The organism is Saccharopolyspora aridisoli (assembly GCF_004348445.1).
GTDB classification, from domain to species: Bacteria; Actinomycetota; Actinomycetes; order Mycobacteriales; family Pseudonocardiaceae; genus Saccharopolyspora; species Saccharopolyspora aridisoli.
Window position 1 is genome coordinate 1 of record NZ_SMKV01000052.1, and the last position, 19,187, is coordinate 19,187.

The 19,187-nt window shown below is 70.8% G+C and carries 22 protein-coding genes and 1 tRNA gene; 5 read left to right on the plus strand and 18 right to left on the minus strand.

Annotated features, from left to right (window positions below; translation table 11 throughout):
• The 3 genes from E1161_RS25195 to E1161_RS28450 form a co-directional block, all read left to right on the plus strand.
• Positions 1–1,048: alpha-amylase family glycosyl hydrolase (locus E1161_RS25195; RefSeq protein ID WP_132627226.1), on the plus strand; the 1,048-nt coding region annotated here is incomplete at its 5' end.
• Between the two features lie 106 nt (positions 1,049–1,154).
• Positions 1,155–1,493, plus strand: coding sequence for a hypothetical protein (locus E1161_RS25200; RefSeq protein ID WP_132627227.1), 339 nt, complete (start codon positions 1,155–1,157; stop codon positions 1,491–1,493).
• The gene (locus E1161_RS28450; RefSeq protein ID WP_268951423.1) at positions 1,490–1,615 is read left to right on the plus strand and encodes a hypothetical protein; all 126 of its coding nucleotides are present in this window, start codon (positions 1,490–1,492) and stop codon (positions 1,613–1,615) included. The genes E1161_RS25200 and E1161_RS28450 overlap by 4 nt, the downstream gene beginning before the upstream one ends.
• Here the strand turns inward: E1161_RS28450 and E1161_RS25205 are convergent.
• From E1161_RS25205 to E1161_RS25225, 5 genes are all read right to left on the minus strand, one after another.
• Positions 1,602–2,186: a dihydrofolate reductase family protein gene (locus tag E1161_RS25205; protein ID WP_235875295.1), complete on the minus strand. Its 585-nt coding sequence runs from the start codon at positions 2,184–2,186 to the stop codon at positions 1,602–1,604. The genes E1161_RS28450 and E1161_RS25205 overlap by 14 nt on opposite strands.
• 91 nt (positions 2,187–2,277) lie before the next feature.
• Entirely contained in the window at positions 2,278–3,432 is a 1,155-nt protein-coding gene (locus E1161_RS25210; protein ID WP_235875296.1) for a sensor histidine kinase, read from the minus strand.
• 14 nt (positions 3,433–3,446) lie between these two features.
• The gene (locus E1161_RS25215; RefSeq protein WP_132627229.1) at positions 3,447–4,193 is read right to left on the minus strand and encodes an ABC transporter permease; all 747 of its coding nucleotides are present in this window, start codon (positions 4,191–4,193) and stop codon (positions 3,447–3,449) included.
• Positions 4,190–5,095 carry an ABC transporter ATP-binding protein gene (locus E1161_RS25220; RefSeq protein WP_132627230.1) on the minus strand — a complete coding sequence of 302 codons (906 nt, stop codon included), beginning with the start codon at positions 5,093–5,095 and terminating at the stop codon, positions 4,190–4,192. The genes E1161_RS25215 and E1161_RS25220 overlap by 4 nt, the downstream gene beginning before the upstream one ends.
• Before the next feature lie 106 nt (positions 5,096–5,201).
• Positions 5,202–6,305, minus strand: a complete 1,104-nt coding sequence (locus tag E1161_RS25225) for a sensor histidine kinase (protein WP_132627231.1) — start codon at positions 6,303–6,305, stop codon at positions 5,202–5,204.
• 165 nt (positions 6,306–6,470) lie between these two features.
• Between E1161_RS25225 and E1161_RS25230 the strand changes: the two genes are divergently transcribed.
• Positions 6,471–6,722, plus strand: a complete 252-nt coding sequence (locus E1161_RS25230; protein ID WP_132627232.1) for a PLD nuclease N-terminal domain-containing protein — start codon at positions 6,471–6,473, stop codon at positions 6,720–6,722.
• On the opposite strand, the gene E1161_RS25235 is transcribed toward E1161_RS25230, so the two are convergent.
• The 3 genes from E1161_RS25235 to E1161_RS25245 form a co-directional block, all read right to left on the minus strand.
• Positions 6,719–7,360, minus strand: coding sequence for a response regulator transcription factor (locus tag E1161_RS25235; protein ID WP_328591314.1), 642 nt, complete (start codon positions 7,358–7,360; stop codon positions 6,719–6,721). The genes E1161_RS25230 and E1161_RS25235 overlap by 4 nt on opposite strands.
• Before the next feature lie 124 nt (positions 7,361–7,484).
• The gene (locus E1161_RS25240; RefSeq protein ID WP_132627234.1) at positions 7,485–8,657 is read right to left on the minus strand and encodes an acyl-CoA dehydrogenase family protein; all 1,173 of its coding nucleotides are present in this window, start codon (positions 8,655–8,657) and stop codon (positions 7,485–7,487) included.
• A gap of 224 nt (positions 8,658–8,881) precedes the next feature.
• A tRNA-Leu gene (locus tag E1161_RS25245) sits at positions 8,882–8,955 on the minus strand.
• 145 nt (positions 8,956–9,100) lie between these two features.
• On the opposite strand from E1161_RS25245, the gene E1161_RS25250 reads away from it, so the two are divergent.
• Positions 9,101–9,322 (plus strand): DUF3618 domain-containing protein, encoded by a 222-nt coding sequence (locus E1161_RS25250; protein ID WP_132627235.1) that lies wholly within the window; start codon positions 9,101–9,103, stop codon positions 9,320–9,322.
• A gap of 52 nt (positions 9,323–9,374) precedes the next feature.
• On the opposite strand, the gene E1161_RS25255 is transcribed toward E1161_RS25250, so the two are convergent.
• From E1161_RS25255 to E1161_RS25300, 10 genes are all read right to left on the minus strand, one after another.
• Positions 9,375–10,085 carry an MOSC domain-containing protein gene (locus E1161_RS25255; protein ID WP_132627236.1) on the minus strand — a complete coding sequence of 237 codons (711 nt, stop codon included), beginning with the start codon at positions 10,083–10,085 and terminating at the stop codon, positions 9,375–9,377.
• 50 nt (positions 10,086–10,135) lie between these two features.
• Positions 10,136–10,780 (minus strand): TetR/AcrR family transcriptional regulator, encoded by a 645-nt coding sequence (locus E1161_RS25260; RefSeq protein ID WP_408012107.1) that lies wholly within the window; start codon positions 10,778–10,780, stop codon positions 10,136–10,138.
• 99 nt (positions 10,781–10,879) lie between these two features.
• Positions 10,880–11,179 carry a hypothetical protein gene (locus E1161_RS25265; RefSeq protein ID WP_132627238.1) on the minus strand — a complete coding sequence of 100 codons (300 nt, stop codon included), beginning with the start codon at positions 11,177–11,179 and terminating at the stop codon, positions 10,880–10,882.
• 103 nt (positions 11,180–11,282) lie between these two features.
• The gene (locus tag E1161_RS25270) at positions 11,283–11,861 is read right to left on the minus strand and encodes a nucleotidyltransferase family protein (protein WP_132627239.1); all 579 of its coding nucleotides are present in this window, start codon (positions 11,859–11,861) and stop codon (positions 11,283–11,285) included.
• Positions 11,862–11,913: 52 nt separating this feature from the next.
• Complete coding sequence (locus E1161_RS25275; RefSeq protein ID WP_132627240.1) at positions 11,914–13,332, minus strand: NCS2 family permease; 1,419 nt, start codon at positions 13,330–13,332, stop codon at positions 11,914–11,916.
• A 358-nt stretch (positions 13,333–13,690) separates the two neighbouring features.
• On the minus strand, positions 13,691–14,137 hold the full coding sequence (locus E1161_RS25280) for a nucleoside deaminase (RefSeq protein ID WP_408012111.1): 447 nt from the start codon (positions 14,135–14,137) through the stop codon (positions 13,691–13,693).
• A 68-nt stretch (positions 14,138–14,205) separates the two neighbouring features.
• Positions 14,206–16,512, minus strand: coding sequence for a xanthine dehydrogenase subunit D (gene pucD, locus E1161_RS25285; protein ID WP_132627242.1), 2,307 nt, complete (start codon positions 16,510–16,512; stop codon positions 14,206–14,208).
• A gap of 2 nt (positions 16,513–16,514) precedes the next feature.
• Positions 16,515–17,855 carry an 8-oxoguanine deaminase gene (locus E1161_RS25290; RefSeq protein ID WP_132627243.1) on the minus strand — a complete coding sequence of 447 codons (1,341 nt, stop codon included), beginning with the start codon at positions 17,853–17,855 and terminating at the stop codon, positions 16,515–16,517.
• Positions 17,848–18,318, minus strand: coding sequence for a (2Fe-2S)-binding protein (locus E1161_RS25295; protein WP_132627244.1), 471 nt, complete (start codon positions 18,316–18,318; stop codon positions 17,848–17,850). The genes E1161_RS25290 and E1161_RS25295 overlap by 8 nt, the downstream gene beginning before the upstream one ends.
• Positions 18,309–19,172, minus strand: coding sequence for an FAD binding domain-containing protein (locus tag E1161_RS25300; RefSeq protein WP_132627245.1), 864 nt, complete (start codon positions 19,170–19,172; stop codon positions 18,309–18,311). Before E1161_RS25300 ends, E1161_RS25295 begins: the two co-directional genes overlap by 10 nt.
• Between the last annotated feature and the right edge of the window lie 15 nt (positions 19,173–19,187).

Consider the following 19,187-nt stretch of genomic DNA (forward strand, 5'->3'; position numbering starts at 1 on the left):
GAGGATGGACCCGGACGAGCCGTGGCGTCAGCCGGTCGATGCCGAAGGTCCCAAGCGCAACCGCGAAGCGATGCGCGAGGTGATGGACCACTGGCTGGAGCTGGGTGTTTCGGGCTTCCGCTGCGACCTGGCCGCGACGCTGGTCAAGGACGACCCGGGTTGGGTCGAGACCGGCAAGCTGTGGGGCGAGATGCGGGCGTGGCTCGGCGAGGAACACCCCGACGCGGTGCTGATCTCCGAGTGGGGCGACCCGGCGACCTCGGTCCCCGCGGGCTTCGACGGCGACTTTTTCCTGCCCGTCAACGGACCCGGCGACGGTGCGCCGTGGAAGTCGTTGTGGCAGGACAACCCTTACTTCGGCGCCGACGGCACCGGCACCGCCAAGACCTTCACCGACGCCTGGCAGCAGACCGAGCAGACCATCGGGCGCCCCGGGCACATCCTGCTGCCCTCGGCCAACCACGACGGCGCGCTGCGGTTGAACAACGGCGTGCGGACGCCGGAGGAGATCCCGGCGGCGTTCGCGTTCTGGCTGACCTGGCCGACCGTTCCGACGCTGTACTACGGCGAGGAGATCGGGATGCGGCTGATCGAGGGCCTGCCCGACGTCGAGGGCAGCAACGGTCGGCAGAACAACCGCACGCCGATGCAGTGGAACGACGGCCCCAACGCCGGGTTCTCCACCGCCCCTGCCGACGAGCTCTACATCCCGCAGGACCCGGACCCGAACCGGCCGACCGTCGCAGGTCAGCTCGCGGATCGAGGCTCGCTGCTGAACTTCGTGCAACGGGTCATCGCGCTGCGCAAGGAGCACCCCGAGTTCGGCAGCAGCGGCGCGGTGGAGGTGTTCCACGACGGCTACCCGCTGACCTACCTGCGCGGCGACCGCTTCCTGATCACGATCAACCCGAGCCGCGAACAGGTCACCGTCGACGTCGCCGACGACCGTCTGGCCGAGGCCCGCCCCGTCGAGGACAGCGGTGTCCGCATCGACGGGCGGACCGTCACGGTCCCGGCCTTCGGCTACGCCATCCTCGACCTCGGCTAGAGCCGATTCCGGGGCCCTCTCGGGGAAATCTCCGGGAGGCCCCGGAATCGCCGTCCCCTGCGAGGCGCGATGCTGGTTCGCACGGCCACATCACCTGGGGGAACGGATGAACCACGCGCGCGTCTACGAGATCCGGGTCGACGGATTCGCGAGCCTCGCCGAAGCCATCGGTGCGCAGGACCCGATCGCGCACCTACTGTGCCCCGACGAGTGGCACCGGGGCCCGTGCGAGATCCCGTGGAGCCTCGGCGTCGCGGACGACGCGGGCGATCCCGATCGGGCCGCCCTGGTGGTCGGCGTGCTCAGCACCCGCGAGAAGGCGCTCGAACTCCTGCGTCCCATCGGCGAGGTGACGGGACGCTCGGCGGTGCTGGTCGAGGCGGACCCCTCGGACTACGAAGAACTCGTCGAGCAGCACCGGATCGAGGCGCTGCTCGCCGAATGACGGTATCGGGGAAGGGCGTGCAGCTGGAGCGCTCACGCGACGCCCTCGTCGAGGACGGCGTGCCCACCGCCGAGTTCGACGACTACATCGCCGCCGTCGAACGCGCCGTCAGCGGTCGCTGACGATCACGCGCCGGGCAGGCCGTCGAGGATCGTGGGGGCGTACTCGAGCAGCTGGAGCCGGCCGTCGAAGGTGCGGTCGCTGATCAGGTCGAGCTCGATGTCCGGGTAGCCGTCGAAGTGCGTTCCTGGCCGGTCTTGCCGGTGATGACCGGGAAGACGACCACGCGGAAGCGGTCCACGACCCCGGCTTCGAGCAGCGACGGCTCAGTCCAAGGCTGCCGACGGTGCGCGCGGGCGAGTTTCGCTGCTTGAGCTCCCGCACGGCCTCGACGGCGTCCCCGGTGACGAGATCGCTGTTCGCCCAGGTCAGCGGTGCCTTCAGCGTGGAGGAGAAGACGACCTTGGGCATCGCGGTCAGCTCGGCGAGCCCGGCCTCCTCGGGGGCCTCGGCGGCGAACCCGGACATCAGCCGGTACGTCGTGGCCCCCATGAGCGTGACGTGCTCCAGCTCCGACTCGCTCCCGATCCACCCGAGGTGCTCGGGGCCCTCCATCCACCAGGAACCGGGCCATCCCTCGGCAGCCGCGTAGCCGTCGAGGGAGATGATGAAGTCCACCATCAGATCCGACATCGCTCGGTCCTCCCTCCGCAGGGTCTCCACGTGCAGACCGAGCGGGGCCCGAGAACTCATCGGCCGACGCTGTCGACCGCCCGGAGCTCCGTCACTCGGACGAGGTGTCGTCGGTGCGGAGCGGGAAGGTGGCGTGGACGCGGTAGCCGCCGTCCTCGGTGCGGCCGGTCTCCAACCTGCCCCCGGTGAGGGCGACGCGCTCGCGCATGCCGACCAGGCCGAAGCCGGAGCTGGGCAGCGCGACGTCGTGGCCGCGCGGGCTGCGGCGGTTGGTCACCGTCACCGCCAGCTCGTCGTCGGAACGCACGGTGACCTGCACGGCCGCGTTCGGGGCGTGCTTGGCGGCGTTGGTGAGCCCCTCCTGCACCACGCGGTACGCGGCCCGTCCCACCTCGGGCGGGACGTCCGGGGCGGGCTCGGCCATGTCGAGCCGCACGTTCGCCCCTGATTCGATGGCGCCGGAGACGAGGTCGGCGATACCGGTCGTGCTCGCCGAGGCCGGCTCGGGTTCGGCGTCGTCGCGCAGCGCGCGCAGCATCTCGTGCAGCTCGGACATCGCGGTGGCGCTGGTGGACCGGATGATCTCGGCGAGCTCGGCGCTGCGCTCGTCGGTGGCGTTGGCGGCCAGCACGTCGGCGTGCCGCGACACCACGCCGATGCGGTGCGCGACGACGTCGTGCATCTCGCGGGCGATTTCGCGCCGCTGCGCCTCCACTGCCTGCTCGGCCAGCAGCTTTCGCTCGCGCTCGACCTGCTCGGCCTTCTCCCGGTAGTCGACGAGCACGCGCCGCCGCCCGTACACCCACAGCCCGAGCAGCATCGGCACGACCACGGTTCCCACCACGATGGTCGTCGCCGGTCCCAGGTGGAACTCGCCCCACCGCCACACCATCGGCGCGAGGGCCAGCAGATGGGCGACGAAGGCCAGCCACGTCGTCGGCCGCGTTCCGCGTCGGCTCGCCACCGTGTACAGCGCGACCTCCGTCGCCCCGACGACGGGATCGATGGGCAGCGATGCCGCGGCCAGCACCAGGGCGACGGCGAACGGGAAGCGCCGCCGCACCACCAGCGCGAGGAATCCCGTGGTCAGCGCGGCGATCGCCAGGGGAGAGGTGTCGTTGAGGCGGCCGCCGTGCGTGTAGAACTCACCCGCGACCGGGGCCCCCGCGACGGCGAGGTCGAACAGCAGCGACCGCAGCGAACCGTCCCACCACGACAACCACGAGGGCTTCTGCTCGACCGGCACGTCCGTCACCGTACTCACACGTCGCGGCAGGCCAGGACGATGCCCGCAGCGCAGAGCAGCACCGCCGCGAGTCCCAGCATCGGCAGCACGTGCGGCCAATCGGGCGTCTCGTTGATCAGTCGGCGGGCCGAGTAGAACGGCTGGAGCACGACGAGCAGCCACTCCGGCAGATCCAGCCGGTTGATCAGGAGCATCTCGACCTCCGGCCACACCACCAGGAACGCGATCGGGACGACCGATCCGTGCAGCAGCGCGGCCAGTGCGAGCCCGATCAGCGTCATCAGCGCGGTGTAGACGACGACGCCGGTGCCCATCACCAGCGACGAGGACACCGTCGGCGCGGCCGCGAAGAACACCGCGAGCACCAGCCAGGACGTCGCGAGCACCGCGATCTCGGTGGCGACGGCGACCGCGGTGACCACGCCCATCTTGGCCAGCAGCACGCGCGTCCGCGATCGCGCGGTGAGCACGGTCGTGGTGATCGTGCGGAACCGGTACTCGGTGCCGAAGGAGTTGACGCCGAGCGCGCCCACGAGCGCCCCGAACAGCCACGCGACGGAGAGCACCTTGGTGAAGGTGACGTCTCCGTGGTCGCGGGAGTCGTGCGCGAACACCGTGAGCAGGAGCTGCACCAGCAGCGCCGCCCCGATCAGCACCCAGTTGGACCGCACGGTCCGGAACGCGGCCCACTCGTACGCCAGCGCTCGGCGGAACCCCGGCGCGCGGTCGGCCTGGGAGCGGGCTTCGAGGGTGGTGGTCATGCTGCTTCTCCCCGGTAGGTCGTGGCGTTGGCGGTGGCGTTGAAGAAGGCGTCCTCGAGGCTGCTGCGGCGGGTGTGCAGCTCGCGGAGCGCGACCCCGGCCTGGCGTGCGGCGGCGCTGACCGCGTCGGCGTTGGGGGTGTCGACGACGAGCGCGTCGACGTCCTCGGGCTGGACCTGGAAACCGGCCTGCCGCAGCCAGTCCCGGAAGCGGTCGGGCTCCGGGGTGCGGACGACGACGTGGGTGCGGGTGTGCGCGGCGATGAAGTCGCGCACCGGCTGGGCGGCGATCAGCCGGCCCTCGCCGATGACGACGAGATCGTCGGCGAGCTGCGCGACCTCGGCCAGCAGGTGCGAGGACACGAGCACGGTGCGGCCCTCGTCGGCGAGGTTGCGCAGCAGCGAGCGGATCCAGCGGACGCCTTCGGGATCGAGCCCGTTGGTCGGCTCGTCGAGGATCACGTACTCGGGGTCTCCCACCAGCGCGGCGGCGAGGCCGAGGCGTTGCCGCATCCCGAGGCTGAAGCCGCCGATGCGGCGGGACCGCACCTCGTCGAGGTTGACGGCGGCCAGCACCTCGCGGACCCGCTGCTCGGAGATCCCGGCACCGGCCGCGATCATCCGCAGGTGCTGGTGCGCCGACCGCCCCGGGTGCACGGCCCCGGCGTCGAGCAGAGCGCCCACCATGCGCACCGGGTTCGGCAGGTCGCGGTAGTGGCTGTGGTTGAAGAGGACTTCGCCCTCGCCGCGGTCGAGGCCGAGCATGAGCCGCATCGTGGTGGACTTGCCCGCGCCGTTCGGGCCGAGGAAGCCGGTCACCACGCCCGGCCGGATCGTGCAGGTGAGGTCGTGCACGGCGAGCGTGTTGCCGTAGCGCTTGGTCAGTTCCCGGATGGTGATCAACCCTGCTCCTCGAAGTCGGATCGGATGCCCCGCATGACGACGAGGATCGCGAATCCGGTGAGGTCAGGGCGTCTGACTTCCAGCTATGGCCGGGTACGACTTTCGGTCACCGCGGCAGCACGGCCGCCACTCGGAAGCCCCCGTCCGCGGTCGGCCCCACCTCCAGGGAGCCACCCGCGAGCGCAACGCGCTCCCGCATCCCGAGCAGCCCGTACCCCTTCCCAGCGGTCGGCGCCTGCGGACCGGGGCCGTTGGTGACGGTGACGCGGAGCTCGTCGCCGCCCTCGACGACGACGGACACCGATGCGCCGGGTGCGTGCTGCGCCGCGTTCGTCAGGGCTTCCTGCACCACACGGTAGGCCGCGCGCCCGGTGCTCCCGGAGGTCTTGGGAAGTTCGTCGGGCATGCTCAACCGCACTCCGGAGCCGGTTTCGCGCACCAGCTCGGCGATGTCTTCCAAGGTCGGCGCTTCGGAGAGGTCGGAGGGACCTTCCCGCAGCACCCGCAGCATGCCGCGGAGCTCGGTGAGCGCCTTCGCGCTGTTCTCGCGGATGATCTCCGCGGTCTGGGCGGTGCCCTCGTCCTTCGCGTGCAGGGTGAGCGCGCCGGCCTGCAGCGACATGACGCTGGCCCGGTGGGCGATCACGTCGTGCAGCTCGCGCGCGATCCGCCGCCGTTCCTCGGTGACGGCCCGCCCGGTGAGCAGCGCACGTTCCCGCTCGGCGCGTTCGATGCGCTCGCGAGCGGCGGTCAGCAGCGCTCGCCGCTGGTGCAGCCACAACCCGAGCATCGCGGGAACGGTGTAGAACGCCGAGTTCACGCCGATGGTCAGCAGCGTCGGGAACACCTGCTCCCCGGGGTAGCGGATCAAGTTCGCCGTCACCCCGGTCCCGATGATCGCGATGCCCACGACCCACGTCGAAGGCGCGGCACCGTGGCGGCGCGCGTAGGAGTACAGCGCGACCCACGACGGCGGCAGGTAGAGCAGGAACACGATCAGTGCGACTGATGCTCCGGCGGTCACCAGCGGGAACCGCCTGCGCACGAGCAGTGCGACTCCGACGGCGGAGTGGAGGAAGAACTCCCACGGCGTGGCCTGGGTGCTGAGCACGCCGCCGATCACCAAGGCCACGGCGAGGTCGATCAGCAGGCGGTGCACCTTGCCGTCCCACCAGGACAGCAGCTGCTCTCGGTCGAGGAGGTCACGCACCGGACCGACTCTAGCTGCGCGAATTCCCCGGCACGTTCGCCGACCGGCCGAGGCGGGTACGACTTTCGGCCAAGTGGGGACGAGCGGGTGGAGGGACGTCTCGGCGGCCGTTGATCCATAGCGTTGTTGATCGAAGGAACGACGCAACTCGTGGGAGGAAGCGAAATGGACCTGGGCACGCTCTTGCGCAACCCGGAGCAGTTGTTCGCGTTGGGCAGCCTGGGACTGCTCGCGCTGGTGATCGTCGGCGCGATGGCGCTGTTCATCTGCGCGCTGGTCAGCATCCTCTGCTCGCCGTTGGGTTTCGGGATGACGATCGTGTGGATCGGCATCACCTTCGCCGCCCCGTTCCTGGGTCCGGTCGCGTGGTTCCTGATCGGGCGCGGGGACGCCTACCGGCGGCGCGAGGCGTACTAGGCCAAGCCTGCGTCGTGGGTGATGATCGCGACCTGGGTCCGGTTGACGGCGTCCAGCTTGTGCATGATCCGTCCGATGTGGACTTTTACGGTGGACTGGCTCATGTACAGGTCAGCGGCGATCTCGGCGTTGCTGGACCCCTGCGCGACTGCCACGGCGACTTCGCGCTCCCGCGCGGTCAGCTTGTCCATCTTGGACTTCGCCGACTGCGCGGCACCGCCGCCGGAGGAGAAGGCCGTCAGCAGCTTCCGGGTGATCCGCGGCGAGAGCATCGCTTCGCCACCGGCGAGGGTGTGCACGGCGGAGATCAGTTCGTGCGGCCGGGTGTCCTTGAGCAGGAATCCGGCCGCCCCGTTCTGCAGGGCTTCGTGCACGTACTCGTCCACGTCGAAGGTCGTCAGCACGCCCACCGCGGGCGGGTTCGGCAACGCGGCGAGCCGCTTGGTCACCTCCAGGCCCCCGACCTCGGGCATCTGGATGTCGGTGAGCACCACGTCCGGCGAGAACTTCGCCACGAGGTCCACGATCCCGACCCCGCTGGCGGCCTCGGCCACCACCGCGATCTCGGGCGCGGACTCCAGGATCATCCGAATCCCGGACCGCACCAGGTCCTCGTCATCCACCAGAACGACCTTCACGCTCACCACCCACGACCCCCGAACCACGGAACCACCACGTCGACCACGGTATACCGCTCGCCGCCACCCCCGGGGCCGAAACGGCCTCGAGGTGACGGCGACGCATCTGCTGGGAACGCGGCGATCACGGGACCAGGTCGAGGAATTCCCAGTGGCCTCCGGGTCGTGCTCCGCTGAGCCACTCCCCGCAGTTCTGCAGGACCACCGGGCTGGAGGTGACGTGCTGGGACCCGGTGTCGAGGTCGCGGAGGAAGCGGTTGATCGGTCCCCGCCGGATCGCTGCCGTTCCTGCCCAGCGGTGCACGGTCCGGCCGACGTCCTGCGCTGCTCTCGTGGCGTTCCCGAGGGCGAGCCGGATCATCGTGTCCTGCTCGGTGGTCTGCGCTTCGCCGGTGTCCAGGGTGTGCTCGACGTCCTGCCACACCTGCATCGCCCACGCCCGGGCCGAGCGCAGCGCGGCTTCGGCGGTCGCGTGCTCGGCGTGGAACTGCGCGGTGCTGACCGCGGCGCCGGGCGCGTCGAACCGGGGCGCTGCGAACGACTTCAGCTCGTCGAGGAGTCGGCGACCGACACCGAGCGCCCAGCCCGTGTGCCCGATCGCCGCCATGTTGACCAGGCCGACGCGGTACATCGCGCCGCCGTTCACGGACGTGGTCGTCGTCGCGGAATAGGTGTTTCCCACCGGGACGAACGCGTCGGTGCAGTGGTAATCGATGCTGGTCGTCGCGCGCAGCCCGTGCACGTCCCAGTTGTCGACCAGCGTCACCTGCGACTTCGGCATCGCCAGCACGCGAGGTTCGCCGCTGCCCTCGACGAGGACCAGGCTGTGGACGTGGCTGGCCAGCGCCATGCCGGTGGCGAACTGCCAGCTCCCGCTGACCAAGTAGCCGCCGTCCACCGGGACGGCGCGGCCCGGTCTGGTGCCGTGCCCGGCCAGCAACGCGTGGTCCCCGCCCGCGACGTCGGCGAACAAGGCATCTGCCGCAGCGGTGTCGAGGTACGCGGCGGTGGTGCCGGTGATGTGCTGCAACGCCATCATCGTCCACCCGGCCGCGGCATCGTGGTGGCTGATCCGCTCGATCACCTCGATCAGCTGCCGCGGAGCGAACTCGTGACCACCGAGACTCGCGGGCAGCGAAGCCCGAACGGCCCCGGCCGCCAGCAGGCCGTCCGCGACGTCTTCGCCGAGGCTCCCGCGCCGCTCGGCTGCATCCGCGCTCGTGCGGAGCGCCTCGCCGAGATCGTCGATGCGTTGGAGCACCGACGGGAACTCCGGGCTGACGTGCAGAGCAGTCATGGACGCACTCCCCCTGATCAGTGCCGACGCCGCCGAACGGTACCTGCGGGGCGTTCCCCGGGGAGTCGGTTCAGCTGAAGTCGTCGCTGGCGTCGTCTCCTGATCCAGGAGATCGTTCGCGCGTCGCAGGGCGCGGAACACCCGGGAAGACGGCGTCAACGTCATTGCCCTCGGGCACCTGGCTCCCCGAGGTCGAGAGGCCGGGAGGGCGTGGGGGAGTTCGGTGGGGCCGGAGGGACTCGAACCCTCACTGTCTAGGACCTAAACCTAGTGCCTCTGCCAATTGGGCTACGGCCCCTTGTCGTGCACAGCGTATCGCGCTCGTCGATCTTGTTCTTGGGGCGGCTGAGGAGACCCGAGCAGGCGACATGGGCGCGGCTGATGCGGCGCGGGTTCCGCTGTGAACTACGGTGTGGGCAGCCAGGTGAACGTGAGGAGGACACGTGGCCCGTGATCAAGATGCCATCGAGCGTGACATCGAGCAGGCGCGTGACGCGCTGGCCGACACGTTGGACAGGTTGAGCGTGCAGGCGAACCCGCAGCGGTTCGTCGACGCCGGCAAAGCCAGCGTCATGGAGAAGCTGAACGATCCCAAGGTGCGCTACGCGCTCATCGGGGTCGGTGCACTGGTCACCGTGGTGGTCGTGCGCAAGCTGTTCAGGTGAGGTGCCGGTCGTTCTGGGGTCTCGGACCTGGCCCCAGAACGCCGGAACCCGCTCAACCCGCCCGGACCGCGTCGCCCACGTTCACCGCACCCGGCCGGGTCACTCGCATGATCACGCCAAACTTGTTCTCGTGTCGCTGGATCAGGTGAGTTTGCAGTTCCCGCCAGCGCTCGCGCCCCTCGGCGTCCCAGCTCGGCACCGCGCAACGGATGCACGGACCCGCGTGTTCGCCGGTCACGGCCAGTTCCACCTCGCCGGCGGTGATCGTGGCGCCCGCTTCCCAATCCTGCTCGGCGAACGCCGGCAGATCCGCCTCCACGTGCAGGTTCGTGCGGAAGCGCCGCAAGTCCACCTCCGCGCCCACCTCCTCGCTCAGCTCGCGCAGCGACGACTCGAAGGTGACCAGCACCGTCGGACCGCGGTCCTGCTGGCCGTCGGCCGCGCGCAGGCTCACCGGTATGCCCAGCGACTCCTCCAGCACGTCCGCGAGCTTCGGGTCCTCCCAGGAGAACCGCTGGTCGTCGGAACCGGTGAGGATCGGCGGTCCGGCCGGCTCCGGCAGGTCGCCGTAGCTCGCCGACCAGGACAGCAGGGTCTGGTTCTGCCGAACGGTGAGGATGTTGCCCGCTCGGTTCGGCCGCTCGTCGACCAGCGCGTAGGCGCGGTCACCCGCCACGCCGCGCTCGTCGAAGAGCGCGGTGGACAGCTGCTCCCCGCGCAGCGACTTCACCGGCCAGCGGTTGAGCTTGAGAACCTCGGACACGAACCGACCTCCGTTTCCCGCGAAGCCACCCTAGCGCGTGGAATGGACGATCAGCGCTTCAACAGCGGAAGCAGCGCCTCGTTGAGCAACCGGTCCACGAATCCCGTGTCCAGCGGCTCGTCGGCCAGCATCAGCCGGTAGATCAGCCCCGCACCGGCCAGCTCGCCGACCGTGTCGATCGGGGCGTTCGGGCCGATCTCGCCGCGCCGCACACCGCGCTCCATGATCCGACGCAGCACGTCGCGCTGCGGCAGCAGGAAGGACTCGCGGAACTTCAGCGCCAGCTCGGGCTCGTGCGGCAGCTCGCCTACCAGCGCTTGCGCGGCCTTGCCGACCGGGCCGGTCAGCAGCGTGGCGAAGGCGCGCAGGAACTCGCCGAGATCGTCGGCCACCGAACCCAGGTCCGGCTCCGGGATGCGGCGCTGGACGAGCTCGTTGCAGGTGTCGATGACCAGGTCGAGCTTCGAGTCCCAGCGGCGGTAGATCGTGGCCTTCCCGGCCCTGGCCCGGGCGGCGACGGCGTCCATGGTCAGCGCCCGGTAGCCGACCTGGGCCAGCACCTCCATCGCGGCCTGGCGCAACGCGGCATCGCGGGAGGCGTCCCGCGGGCGTCCCCGGCCGACGGGCGGCCTGCTCGGTTCGAGGCTGGCCACCGCTGCTTCCTCCTGGGGTGCACTACTGGTCGGCGCGTTCACGAACGCCATCCTAGGGTCACCGGCGGTAGGTCTCCGGCGCGCGTGATCGGTGGGTTGCGAACAGTCACCGACCAGTGGCTTGCCGACCAGACCGCAGCGCTACTGGGACGGTGCGTGGGCCGCGGCGGCGCGCGCCGCGTGCTGGGTCGCCTCGTCCGACAGGCCGTGCCTGGCCTGCAGGTAGGCGGTGGTGAAGGCGAAGCCGTCCCCGTCGAGCAGGTGGATCACCACGCGGCCGGACTTGCCGGGCGAGAGCTGCTCGATCAGCTGATCGGCCTGGTCTCGAGCGGCGATCAGCCCGGGGGCACGCGCGGTCTTCTTGCCGTCACCATCCGTGACGGTAATCTGCCAGTCTTCGCCCTGGGGTACGTAGTTCGCGGTGATATGACCGCCAGCCATGAATGCCTCCGCTCTCCACTTCGCTCGGGCGTTCGAGCTCTTGACCGGAAGACAATGCTAGGTGCACTGGTTCTCAGCAGCGCCTCTCGGTCGTCCTGGCACTCTACGTGGCGGGGCGGTCCAAATCTTCAAGCCGGTCAACATCGAAGCCGTCCGATACGTCGTCACAGGACACCATCGTCACTGCGCGTTGCTTCAGGTAGTCGCGTGCGCCGGCGTCACCCCTCGCGGACGCGGCTGCACCGGTCCAGTGGTTCCTTCCCAGCAACACCGGGTGACTGCGGCGTCCCCCGTGCGAGGCGGCGGCGAGCGCGTCGGGGGAGGAGAGCGCGGCGACGCGGCGAACGGCTTCCGGGCCGATGCCCGGCATGTCGACCGGGAGGATCACCGCGGACGGGGCGTCGGACTCCCGCAGCGCCTCCAGCGCGGTCCGGAGCGAAGAACCCATGCCGGAGGGCCAGTCGGGGTTGAGCACCGTCGTCACCCCCGCGAGCTCGGCGCGCTCCCGGACCTCGTCGGCTGCGGCGCCGAGGACCACCAGCACCGGGGCGCAACCGGCGTCGGCCAGGACCTTCGCGGCGCGGTCGACGAAGAGCGCTCCCCGGTAGTCGACGAGGGCTTTCGGCATCCCGAAGCGGCGGCCCGCGCCCGCCGCGAGAACGACTCCTGCTGGTGCTGTCACGGACCGACCGTACTGGTCCGGGGACGCGCCGTGGCGCCCCCGGACCGCGGGCTCAAATCCCGGTGAGGCCGGAGATGAGGAAGTAGACGGCGAAGACGATCGCCAGCGAGCCGACCAGCCAGCCGATCTCCCGCACCTTGCCCCGGGCCAGCTTGATCACCGCGAAGGCGATCAGACCGGCTCCGATGCCGTTGGTGATCATGTAGGTGAACGGGATGACCGCCAGCGTCAGGAACGCCGGGATCACGTACTCGGGGTCGTCCCAGGGGATCAACCTGACCTGCGACATCATCAGCCCGCCGACGATCACCAGAGCAGGCGCGGCGGCCTGCGCCGGAACCACCGACGCCAGCGGTGTGACCAGCAACGTCAGGCAGAACAGCAGGCCGGTGAACACGCTGGCCAGGCCGGTGCGGGCGCCTTCGGCGACACCCGCGGCCGACTCCAGGAACACCGTGTTGGGCGCGGCCCCGGCCAGCCCGCCCGCTGCAGCGGCGACACCGTCGACGGCCAGGATCCGGCCCATGCCCTCGACCTTGCCGTCCTGGACCAGCCCGGCCTGCGAGGAGACGCTGGTGATCGTGCCCATCGCGTCGAAGAACCCGGACAGCACCAGGGTGAACAGGAACACCGTCGCCGCCACGCCGCCGGCGGCGGCGAACCCGCCGAAGAGGTCCACCTGCCCGAACAAGCCGAAGTCGGGGGCACCGACCAGCTGAGCGGGAAGCTCTGGGACCACCGTTCCCCACTCGTCGGGAGCGACGTCGAGCGCCGCGTTGGCCACCAGCGCCATCACCGTCCCGGCCACGATGCCCAGCAGGATCGCGCCGGGCGTGCGGCGGGCCACCAGCCCCACCATCACCAGCAGCGTCACGCAGAAGACCACGATCGGAATCCCGGACAGGTGTCCGTCGGTGCCCATCTGCACCGGCACGGTCGTCTCCTGCGCGTCCGGCACGCGGGTCACGAACCCTGCGCTGACCAGGCCGATCAGCGCGATGTAGAGGCCGATGCCGACGGTGAGCGCGATCTTGAGCGGCTCCGGGATGGCGTTCATGATCTTCTCGCGGACGCCGCTGAGCGCCAGCGCCACGATCACGACGCCTTCGAGCACCACCAGCCCGAACGCCTCGGCCCAGGTCATGGTGGGGGCGATGGTGAACGCGACGACCGCGTTCACGCTCAGCCCGGTCGCCATGGCCAGCGGGGCGTTGCCGACCAGGCCCATCACGATCGTCATGACACCGGCGGTGGCGGCCGTGGCCGTGGTGAGCTGCTCGGGGGAGAGCTTCGCGCCGGTGGCGTCGGTTCCGGAGCCGAGGATCAGCGGGTTGAGCATCACGATGTAGGCCATCGCGACGAACGTGGTCAGGCCGCCGCGCAGTTCGCGGGAGAAGGTGGAACCGCGCTCGGACATCCGGAAGATCCGGTCCACACCGCTGTCGGGTCTGGTGGTCAACTGCTGAGTCATGCGTCCTCCCATGCCGGTGGGCGCCCCCGGGACGGCAGGGTTGAGCCCGGCGAGGACTCGCCGAATGCCTGGTGCGGGGCGTTTGAGCTGTTGCGGCCCGCTGGTGCGCGGTCCGTTCTGATCGGCGACCCGGTCATCGCCGTGCATTGCGCGGGATCGCCCGCTCGTCTTGTTCTCAGTGGGGCCGCCGCCTCTTCGGTGAGTGCTCTGGAACCAGGCACCGCCGGGGTTCTGAGCGGCTTCGTGGTGGCGAGCACCGCGAAGCCGTGCTGGCCACACTTCAGGAGTGGCGCGCGGAGTCCACGGAGCCGGTCAGGTTCCCCGACCCGCCGCTGGGCCAGAGCCCGCAAACACTCCTTCAGTAGTCGACGCGGTCGGTCTTGCCTCGCCAGGCGTCGAACGCTTCGTTGCGGTTGTGGATCTCGATCCGCGCGACCGCGGTCGGGTTCTTGGCGGGGTCGATCATCGCCTCGTAGAAGGCCCGGTCGTCGAAGCCTGCCGCCGCAGCGTCGTCGCGGTCGGCGGCGAACAGGATCCGGTCGACCCGGGCCCACATCGACGAGGCCAGGCACATCGGGCACGGTTCGCACGAGGTCACCAGCACGCAGCCGGCCAGCGAGAAGGTGTCGAGCTCGCGGCATGCGTTGCGGATCGCCACGACCTCGGCGTGCGCGGTCGGGTCCAGGTCGGTGGTGACGCGGTTGGCGCCGGTGGCCACGATCTCGCCGTCGCGCACGATCACCGCGCCGAACGGGCCGCCGCCGCTGTGCACGCTGGCGGTGGCCAGCTCGATCGCCCGGGCCATCCAAGCCTGCTCTTCTCGGGTTGCGACATCCACGGACATCGGTTCACTCCAAAGGTTCTCGGCGGTGCTCAGATGATGTGCTCGGGAGCGACCGGTGTGTGGGTGAGGTTCTTGCCGGTGGCCGCGCGGATGGCCGCGACGACCGCAGGCGTGGTGGAGATCGTCGGCGGCTCACCGACACCGCGAACCCCGTAGGGCGCGTTGTCGTCGCCGCGCTCGATGACGTCGATCTCCATCGGCGGCATGTCGAGGATGGTGGGTATCAGGTAGTCGGTGAACGAGGGGTTGCGGATCCTCCCGTTGCTGACCTGCACCTCCTCCATCACCGCCAGGCCGAGGCCCTGCGCGGAGCCGCCCTGGATCTGGCCGAGGACGGCCTCCGGGTTGACGGCCTTGCCGACGTCCTGCGCGCAGGCCAGCTGCACGACCTTGACCAGCCCCAGCTCGGTGTCGACGTCGACGACCGCGCGGTGCGCGGAGAAGGCGTGCTGCACCTGGGCCAGATCGCTGCGCCCGTCGGCGTCCATCGGGGAGGTCCGGCGGTGGTGGAACTCGCGGGTCTCCTCGATGACGTCCTCGCCCAGCACCTCGGTGAGGTCGGCGACGACACCCTCGGCGGAGACGACCTTGCCGCCCTGCAACGACAGCCCGACCGCGGTCCCGAACCGCTCGATGACCCGGTCGAAGAGCACATCGCGCACGGCGTGGCAGGCGGCCTGCACCGCGCCGCCGGTGACGTAGGTCTGCCGCGAAGCGGAGCTGGAACCGGCCGGTCCGACGGAGGTGTCGTTGGGGTGGATGGTCACCCGCTCCACGCCCAGCTCGGTGCGCGCGATCTGCTGCTGCACGGTCACCAGGCCCTGCCCGACCTCGGCCGCGGCGGTGTGCACCATGGCGGCCGGTTCACCACCGAGGAGCTGCAACCGCACGCGGGCCGTGGAGAAGTCGTCGGCGCCTTCGGAGTAGCAGATGTTCTTGATCGTCACCCCGTAGCCGATCCCGCGCACCACGCCTTCGCCGTGCGTGCTGTTGGACGTCCCGCCGGGGAGTTCCCGGATGTCGGTGGTGCCGCCCTCGGGTGGCATCGGCAGCGCGCGGACGCGTTCCAGCAGCTCGGCGACCGGCGCGGGGGAGTCCACCACTTGGCCGGTGGGGGTGGTCCCGCCCTGGGCGATGGCGTTGCGCACCCGCAGCTCCACAGGGTCCATGCCCAGCTCGGCGGCGAGCCTGTCCATCTGCGACTCGTAGGCGAAAGTCGGCTGCACGGCGCCCAGTCCGCGCATCGCGCCGCAGGGCGGGTTGTTGGTGTAGAGCCCCCAACCGTCGATGCGCACGTTCGGCACCGCGTACGGGCCGACGCCCAGCGTGGTCGCGTTGCCCACCACCACGGGGGTTTTCGAGGCGTACGCGCCGCCGTCGAAGTACTGCGTCGCCTTGACGTACACCAGCGTCCCGTCGCGGCTCGCGCCGTGCTCGTAGTACATCTTCGCCGGGTGCCGGTGCACGTGGCCGTAGAACGACTCCTCGCGGCTGTAGACCATCTTCACCGGCTTGCCGACGTGCATCGCGAGCATGCACACGTGCACCTGGATCGACAGGTCCTCGCGGCCGCCGAACGCACCGCCGACACCGGACATGGTCATCCGCACCTTCTCCGGCGGAAGTCCCAGCGCGCGGGCGGTCTGCTCGAGGTCGGAGTGCAGGTCCTGGGTTGCCAGGTACAGGTCGACGCCGCCGTCCTCGGCGGGGATCGCCAGACCGGACTCAGGACCCAGGAACGCCTGGTCCTGCATGCCGACGGTGTAGACGCCCGAGACGACGACCTCGGCGGCCGCGTCCGGATCGCCCTTGAGGATCCGCTGGTGACGCACCACGTTGCCGTTCGGGTGCAGCTTCGGCAGGTCCTCGTCGTGCGCGGCCCGCTCGGCGTCGAGCACCGGGGTCAGCACCTCGTAGTCGACGACGATGCGCTCCAGCGCGCGCCGCGCGGTCTCCGGGTGGTCGGCGGCCACCAGCGCCACCGCCTCGCCGACGTAGCGCACCACGTCGGAGGCCAGCACCGGCTGGTCGACGGTCTTGAGCCCGTAGATGTTCTCGCCCGGCACGTCCTCAGCGGTCAGCACCGCGTGCACACCCGCCATGGCCATGGCGGCGCCGAGGTCGATCGAGCGGATGCGCGCGTGCGGGTGCGGGCTGCGCAGCGTCGCGCCCCACAGCATGTCCTCGGCCCACAGGTCGGAGGCGTAGGCGAACTCGCCGCGCACCTTCAACGTGCCGTCGGGGCGCAGCGGGGACTCCCCGATGCCGCCGTCGATGGCGTCGTCGAGCCGCTGCGGCGTCCGCGTGGGTGCCTGGGCACTCGGTCGGTTGGTCATGATCACGACACCTCCACCAGGCGCAGCCGGGCGCTCGCCCGATCCAGTTCTTCGACGACGTCTTCTCCGGCGAGCACTTCACTTCCGCCGCACAGCAGCGCCTCGACCTGCGGCAACCGGCCCAGCACCAGCGCGGCGACCGGATCGGCGATGCCGGTGTGGTCGAGCCCGTCGAGACGCCACACGGCGAGGTCGGCGAGCTTCCCCGGTTCCAGCGAACCGATCTCGTCCTCGCGGCCGATGCAGCGCGCGCCACCTCGGGTGGCCATCCACAACGCCTCGCGCACCGACATCGCCCGGGGACCGCCGGTGGCGCGGGCGAGCAGCAGCGCCTGCCGCATCTCCTCGCCGAGCCCGCCGGACTCGTTGGAAGCGACCCCGTCGACCCCCAGTCCGACGGGGGCACCGGCGCCGAGAAGTTCTCGCACGGGGGCGATCCCGGCACCGAGCCGGCCGTTGGAGCTGGGGCAGTGCGCCGCACCGGTACCGGTCTCGGCGAGCCGCCGGACCGCGGTGGGCGAGAGGTGCACGGCGTGCGCGAGCCACACGTCTGGGCCGAGCCAGCCCAGGTCCTCGGCGTACTCGACCGGGGTGCGGCCGAACTCGGCCCGGCACTGCTCCTCCTCGGTGGTGGTCTCGGCGAGGTGGGTGTGCAGCCGAACCCCGTTGCGGCGGGCCAGTTCCGCGGCTTCACGCATCAGCTCCGTGCTCACCGAGAACGGCGAGCACGGGCCGACCGCCACCCGAACGCGGGCACCGGGCGCGGGGTCGTGGAAGGCGTCGATGGCCTGCTGCGTTCCGGTCAGCGCCACGTCGCGGTCTTCCACCACGGAGTCCGGTGGCAGGCCGCCCTGGGAACGTCCCCGGTCCATCGACCCGCGAACCGCGTGCAGCCGCAGGCCGGTCCGCTCTGCGGCGGCGACCACCGCGCCGAAGACGTCGCCGCCTTCGCGCGGGAACACGTAGTGGTGATCGGCGGCCGTCGTGCACCCCGAGCGCGCCAGTTGGGCGAGCCCGGCTGAGGCGGCGGCGTGGACGGTGTCGACGTCCATCCGCGCCCACACCGGGTAGAGCTCGGTCAGCCACTCGAACAACGTCGAGTCGGCGGCGTACCCGCGCGTCGCCCACTGGTAGAGGTGGTGGTGGGTGTTGACCAGTCCGGGAGTGACCAGGCATCCGGTGGCGTTGATGCGGCGCACCGGGACGTCCTGCGGCGGAGCCGATCCCGACCCGACCGCGACGATCCGGTCGCCCTCGACGACCACGTGGCCCTCTGCGAACTCGGTCCCGCGGTCGTCGACCGCCACGACCGATCCGCCTTCGACGACGATCCGCTCAGCCATTGGTCCTCCGCTGCGCGGCGAGGCGAACGGCGTCCATGATCTTCTCGTAGCCGGTGCAGCGGCACAGGTTTCCGGCCAGCGACTCGCGGATCTCCGCGTCCGAGGGCTGCGGGGTGCGTTCCAGCAGGTCGTGGGTCTGCACCAGGAGGCCGGGCGTGCAGAAACCGCACTGCACGGCGCCGGTCTCGACGAAAGCCCGCTGAACCGGGTCCAGCTGCTCCTCGTCGGCGAGCCCTTCCACGGTGCGCACCTCGCGGCCCTCGGCCTGACCGGCCGCGACCAGGCACGCACATGCGGGAACGCCGTCCACGTAGACCGTGCACGAACCGCATTCGCCCTGTTCGCAGGCGTTCTTCGAGCCGGGGAGGCCGAGCCGCTCGCGCAGCACGTACAGCAGGGACTCGCCCTCCCAGACGTCGTCGGCCTCCTGCCGGCGTCCGTTGACGGTGAACTTCAGGCGCATTCCTGCCTCCCGGAGCGGTGCTCGTGCCAGGTCCAGTTCAGGGTCCTGCGGGCCAGCACGCCCAAGGCGTGCCTGCGGTAGTCGGCGCTGCCGCGCACGTCGTCGATCGGGGTCGCGGCCTGCGCGACCAGTTCGCCGAACCGGCGTGCCAACGAGTCCTCCAGCGGGGCGTCCCAGTCGAGTTCGTCGCTGAGGAAGTCCTCGGCCTCCCGCGCCCGGATCGGGGTGGGCGCGGCGGAGCCGATGCCGGTGCCGACGGTCTTGCCCACCGGGTCCAACGAGATCGCGAAGGTGCACACCGCGATGACCATCGCGTTGCGGGTGCCGACCTTGGAGAACTGCTGCGGTCCCGCAGCGGGCGCGATCCGGATGGCGGCGACCAGCTCGTCGGCTTCCAGGACGTTGCGCTTAGGGCCGGTGAAGAACTCGTCGACGGCGACGACCCGGCTCCCGCGCACCGACTCGACCTCGACGCTCGCCGCCGACGCCAGCAACGCCGGATGCGCGTCACCGGCGGGGGAGGCGGAGCCGAGGTTGCCGCCGACGGTGGCCCGGTTGCGGATCTGCGGAGAGCCCACCGTTCGGCTGGCCATCGCCAGACCGGGCACCCGCGCGCCCAGCTCCTCGATGAGCCGCGCGTAGGGGACGCCCGCGCCGATGCGCAGCACGTCACCGTCGGGCGCCCACGAGGCGAGCTCGGGCACGGTGGTGAGGTCGAGCAGGACCTCGGGCCGGTGCCGGTCGAAGTTCAACTCGACCATCACGTCGGTCCCGCCCGCGATCGGTGTGGCGTCCGGATGCGCGGCCTTGGCTTCGAGCGCTTCCCGCCAGCTGGCGGGGCGGAGGAATTCCACGTCGTGCTCCTTCTC

Coding starts and splice junctions, on each gene's coding strand:
- E1161_RS25280 (WP_408012111.1), bottom strand. CDS start 14,137: ATGGCCCGGGCGATCGAGCTGGCCACCGCCAGCGTGCACAGCGGCGGC.
- E1161_RS25215 (WP_132627229.1), bottom strand. CDS start 4,193: ATGACCACCACCCTCGAAGCCCGCTCCCAGGCCGACCGCGCGCCGGGG.
- pucD (WP_132627242.1), bottom strand. CDS start 16,512: ATGACCAACCGACCGAGTGCCCAGGCACCCACGCGGACGCCGCAGCGG.
- E1161_RS25295 (WP_132627244.1), bottom strand. CDS start 18,318: ATGCGCCTGAAGTTCACCGTCAACGGACGCCGGCAGGAGGCCGACGAC.
- E1161_RS28450 (WP_268951423.1), top strand. CDS start 1,490: ATGACGGTATCGGGGAAGGGCGTGCAGCTGGAGCGCTCACGCGACGCC.
- E1161_RS25265 (WP_132627238.1), bottom strand. CDS start 11,179: ATGGCTGGCGGTCATATCACCGCGAACTACGTACCCCAGGGCGAAGAC.
- E1161_RS25230 (WP_132627232.1), top strand. CDS start 6,471: ATGGACCTGGGCACGCTCTTGCGCAACCCGGAGCAGTTGTTCGCGTTG.
- E1161_RS25200 (WP_132627227.1), top strand. CDS start 1,155: ATGAACCACGCGCGCGTCTACGAGATCCGGGTCGACGGATTCGCGAGC.
- E1161_RS25275 (WP_132627240.1), bottom strand. CDS start 13,332: ATGACTCAGCAGTTGACCACCAGACCCGACAGCGGTGTGGACCGGATC.
- E1161_RS25240 (WP_132627234.1), bottom strand. CDS start 8,657: ATGACTGCTCTGCACGTCAGCCCGGAGTTCCCGTCGGTGCTCCAACGC.
- E1161_RS25290 (WP_132627243.1), bottom strand. CDS start 17,855: ATGGCTGAGCGGATCGTCGTCGAAGGCGGATCGGTCGTGGCGGTCGAC.
- E1161_RS25205 (WP_235875295.1), bottom strand. CDS start 2,186: ATGTCGGATCTGATGGTGGACTTCATCATCTCCCTCGACGGCTACGCG.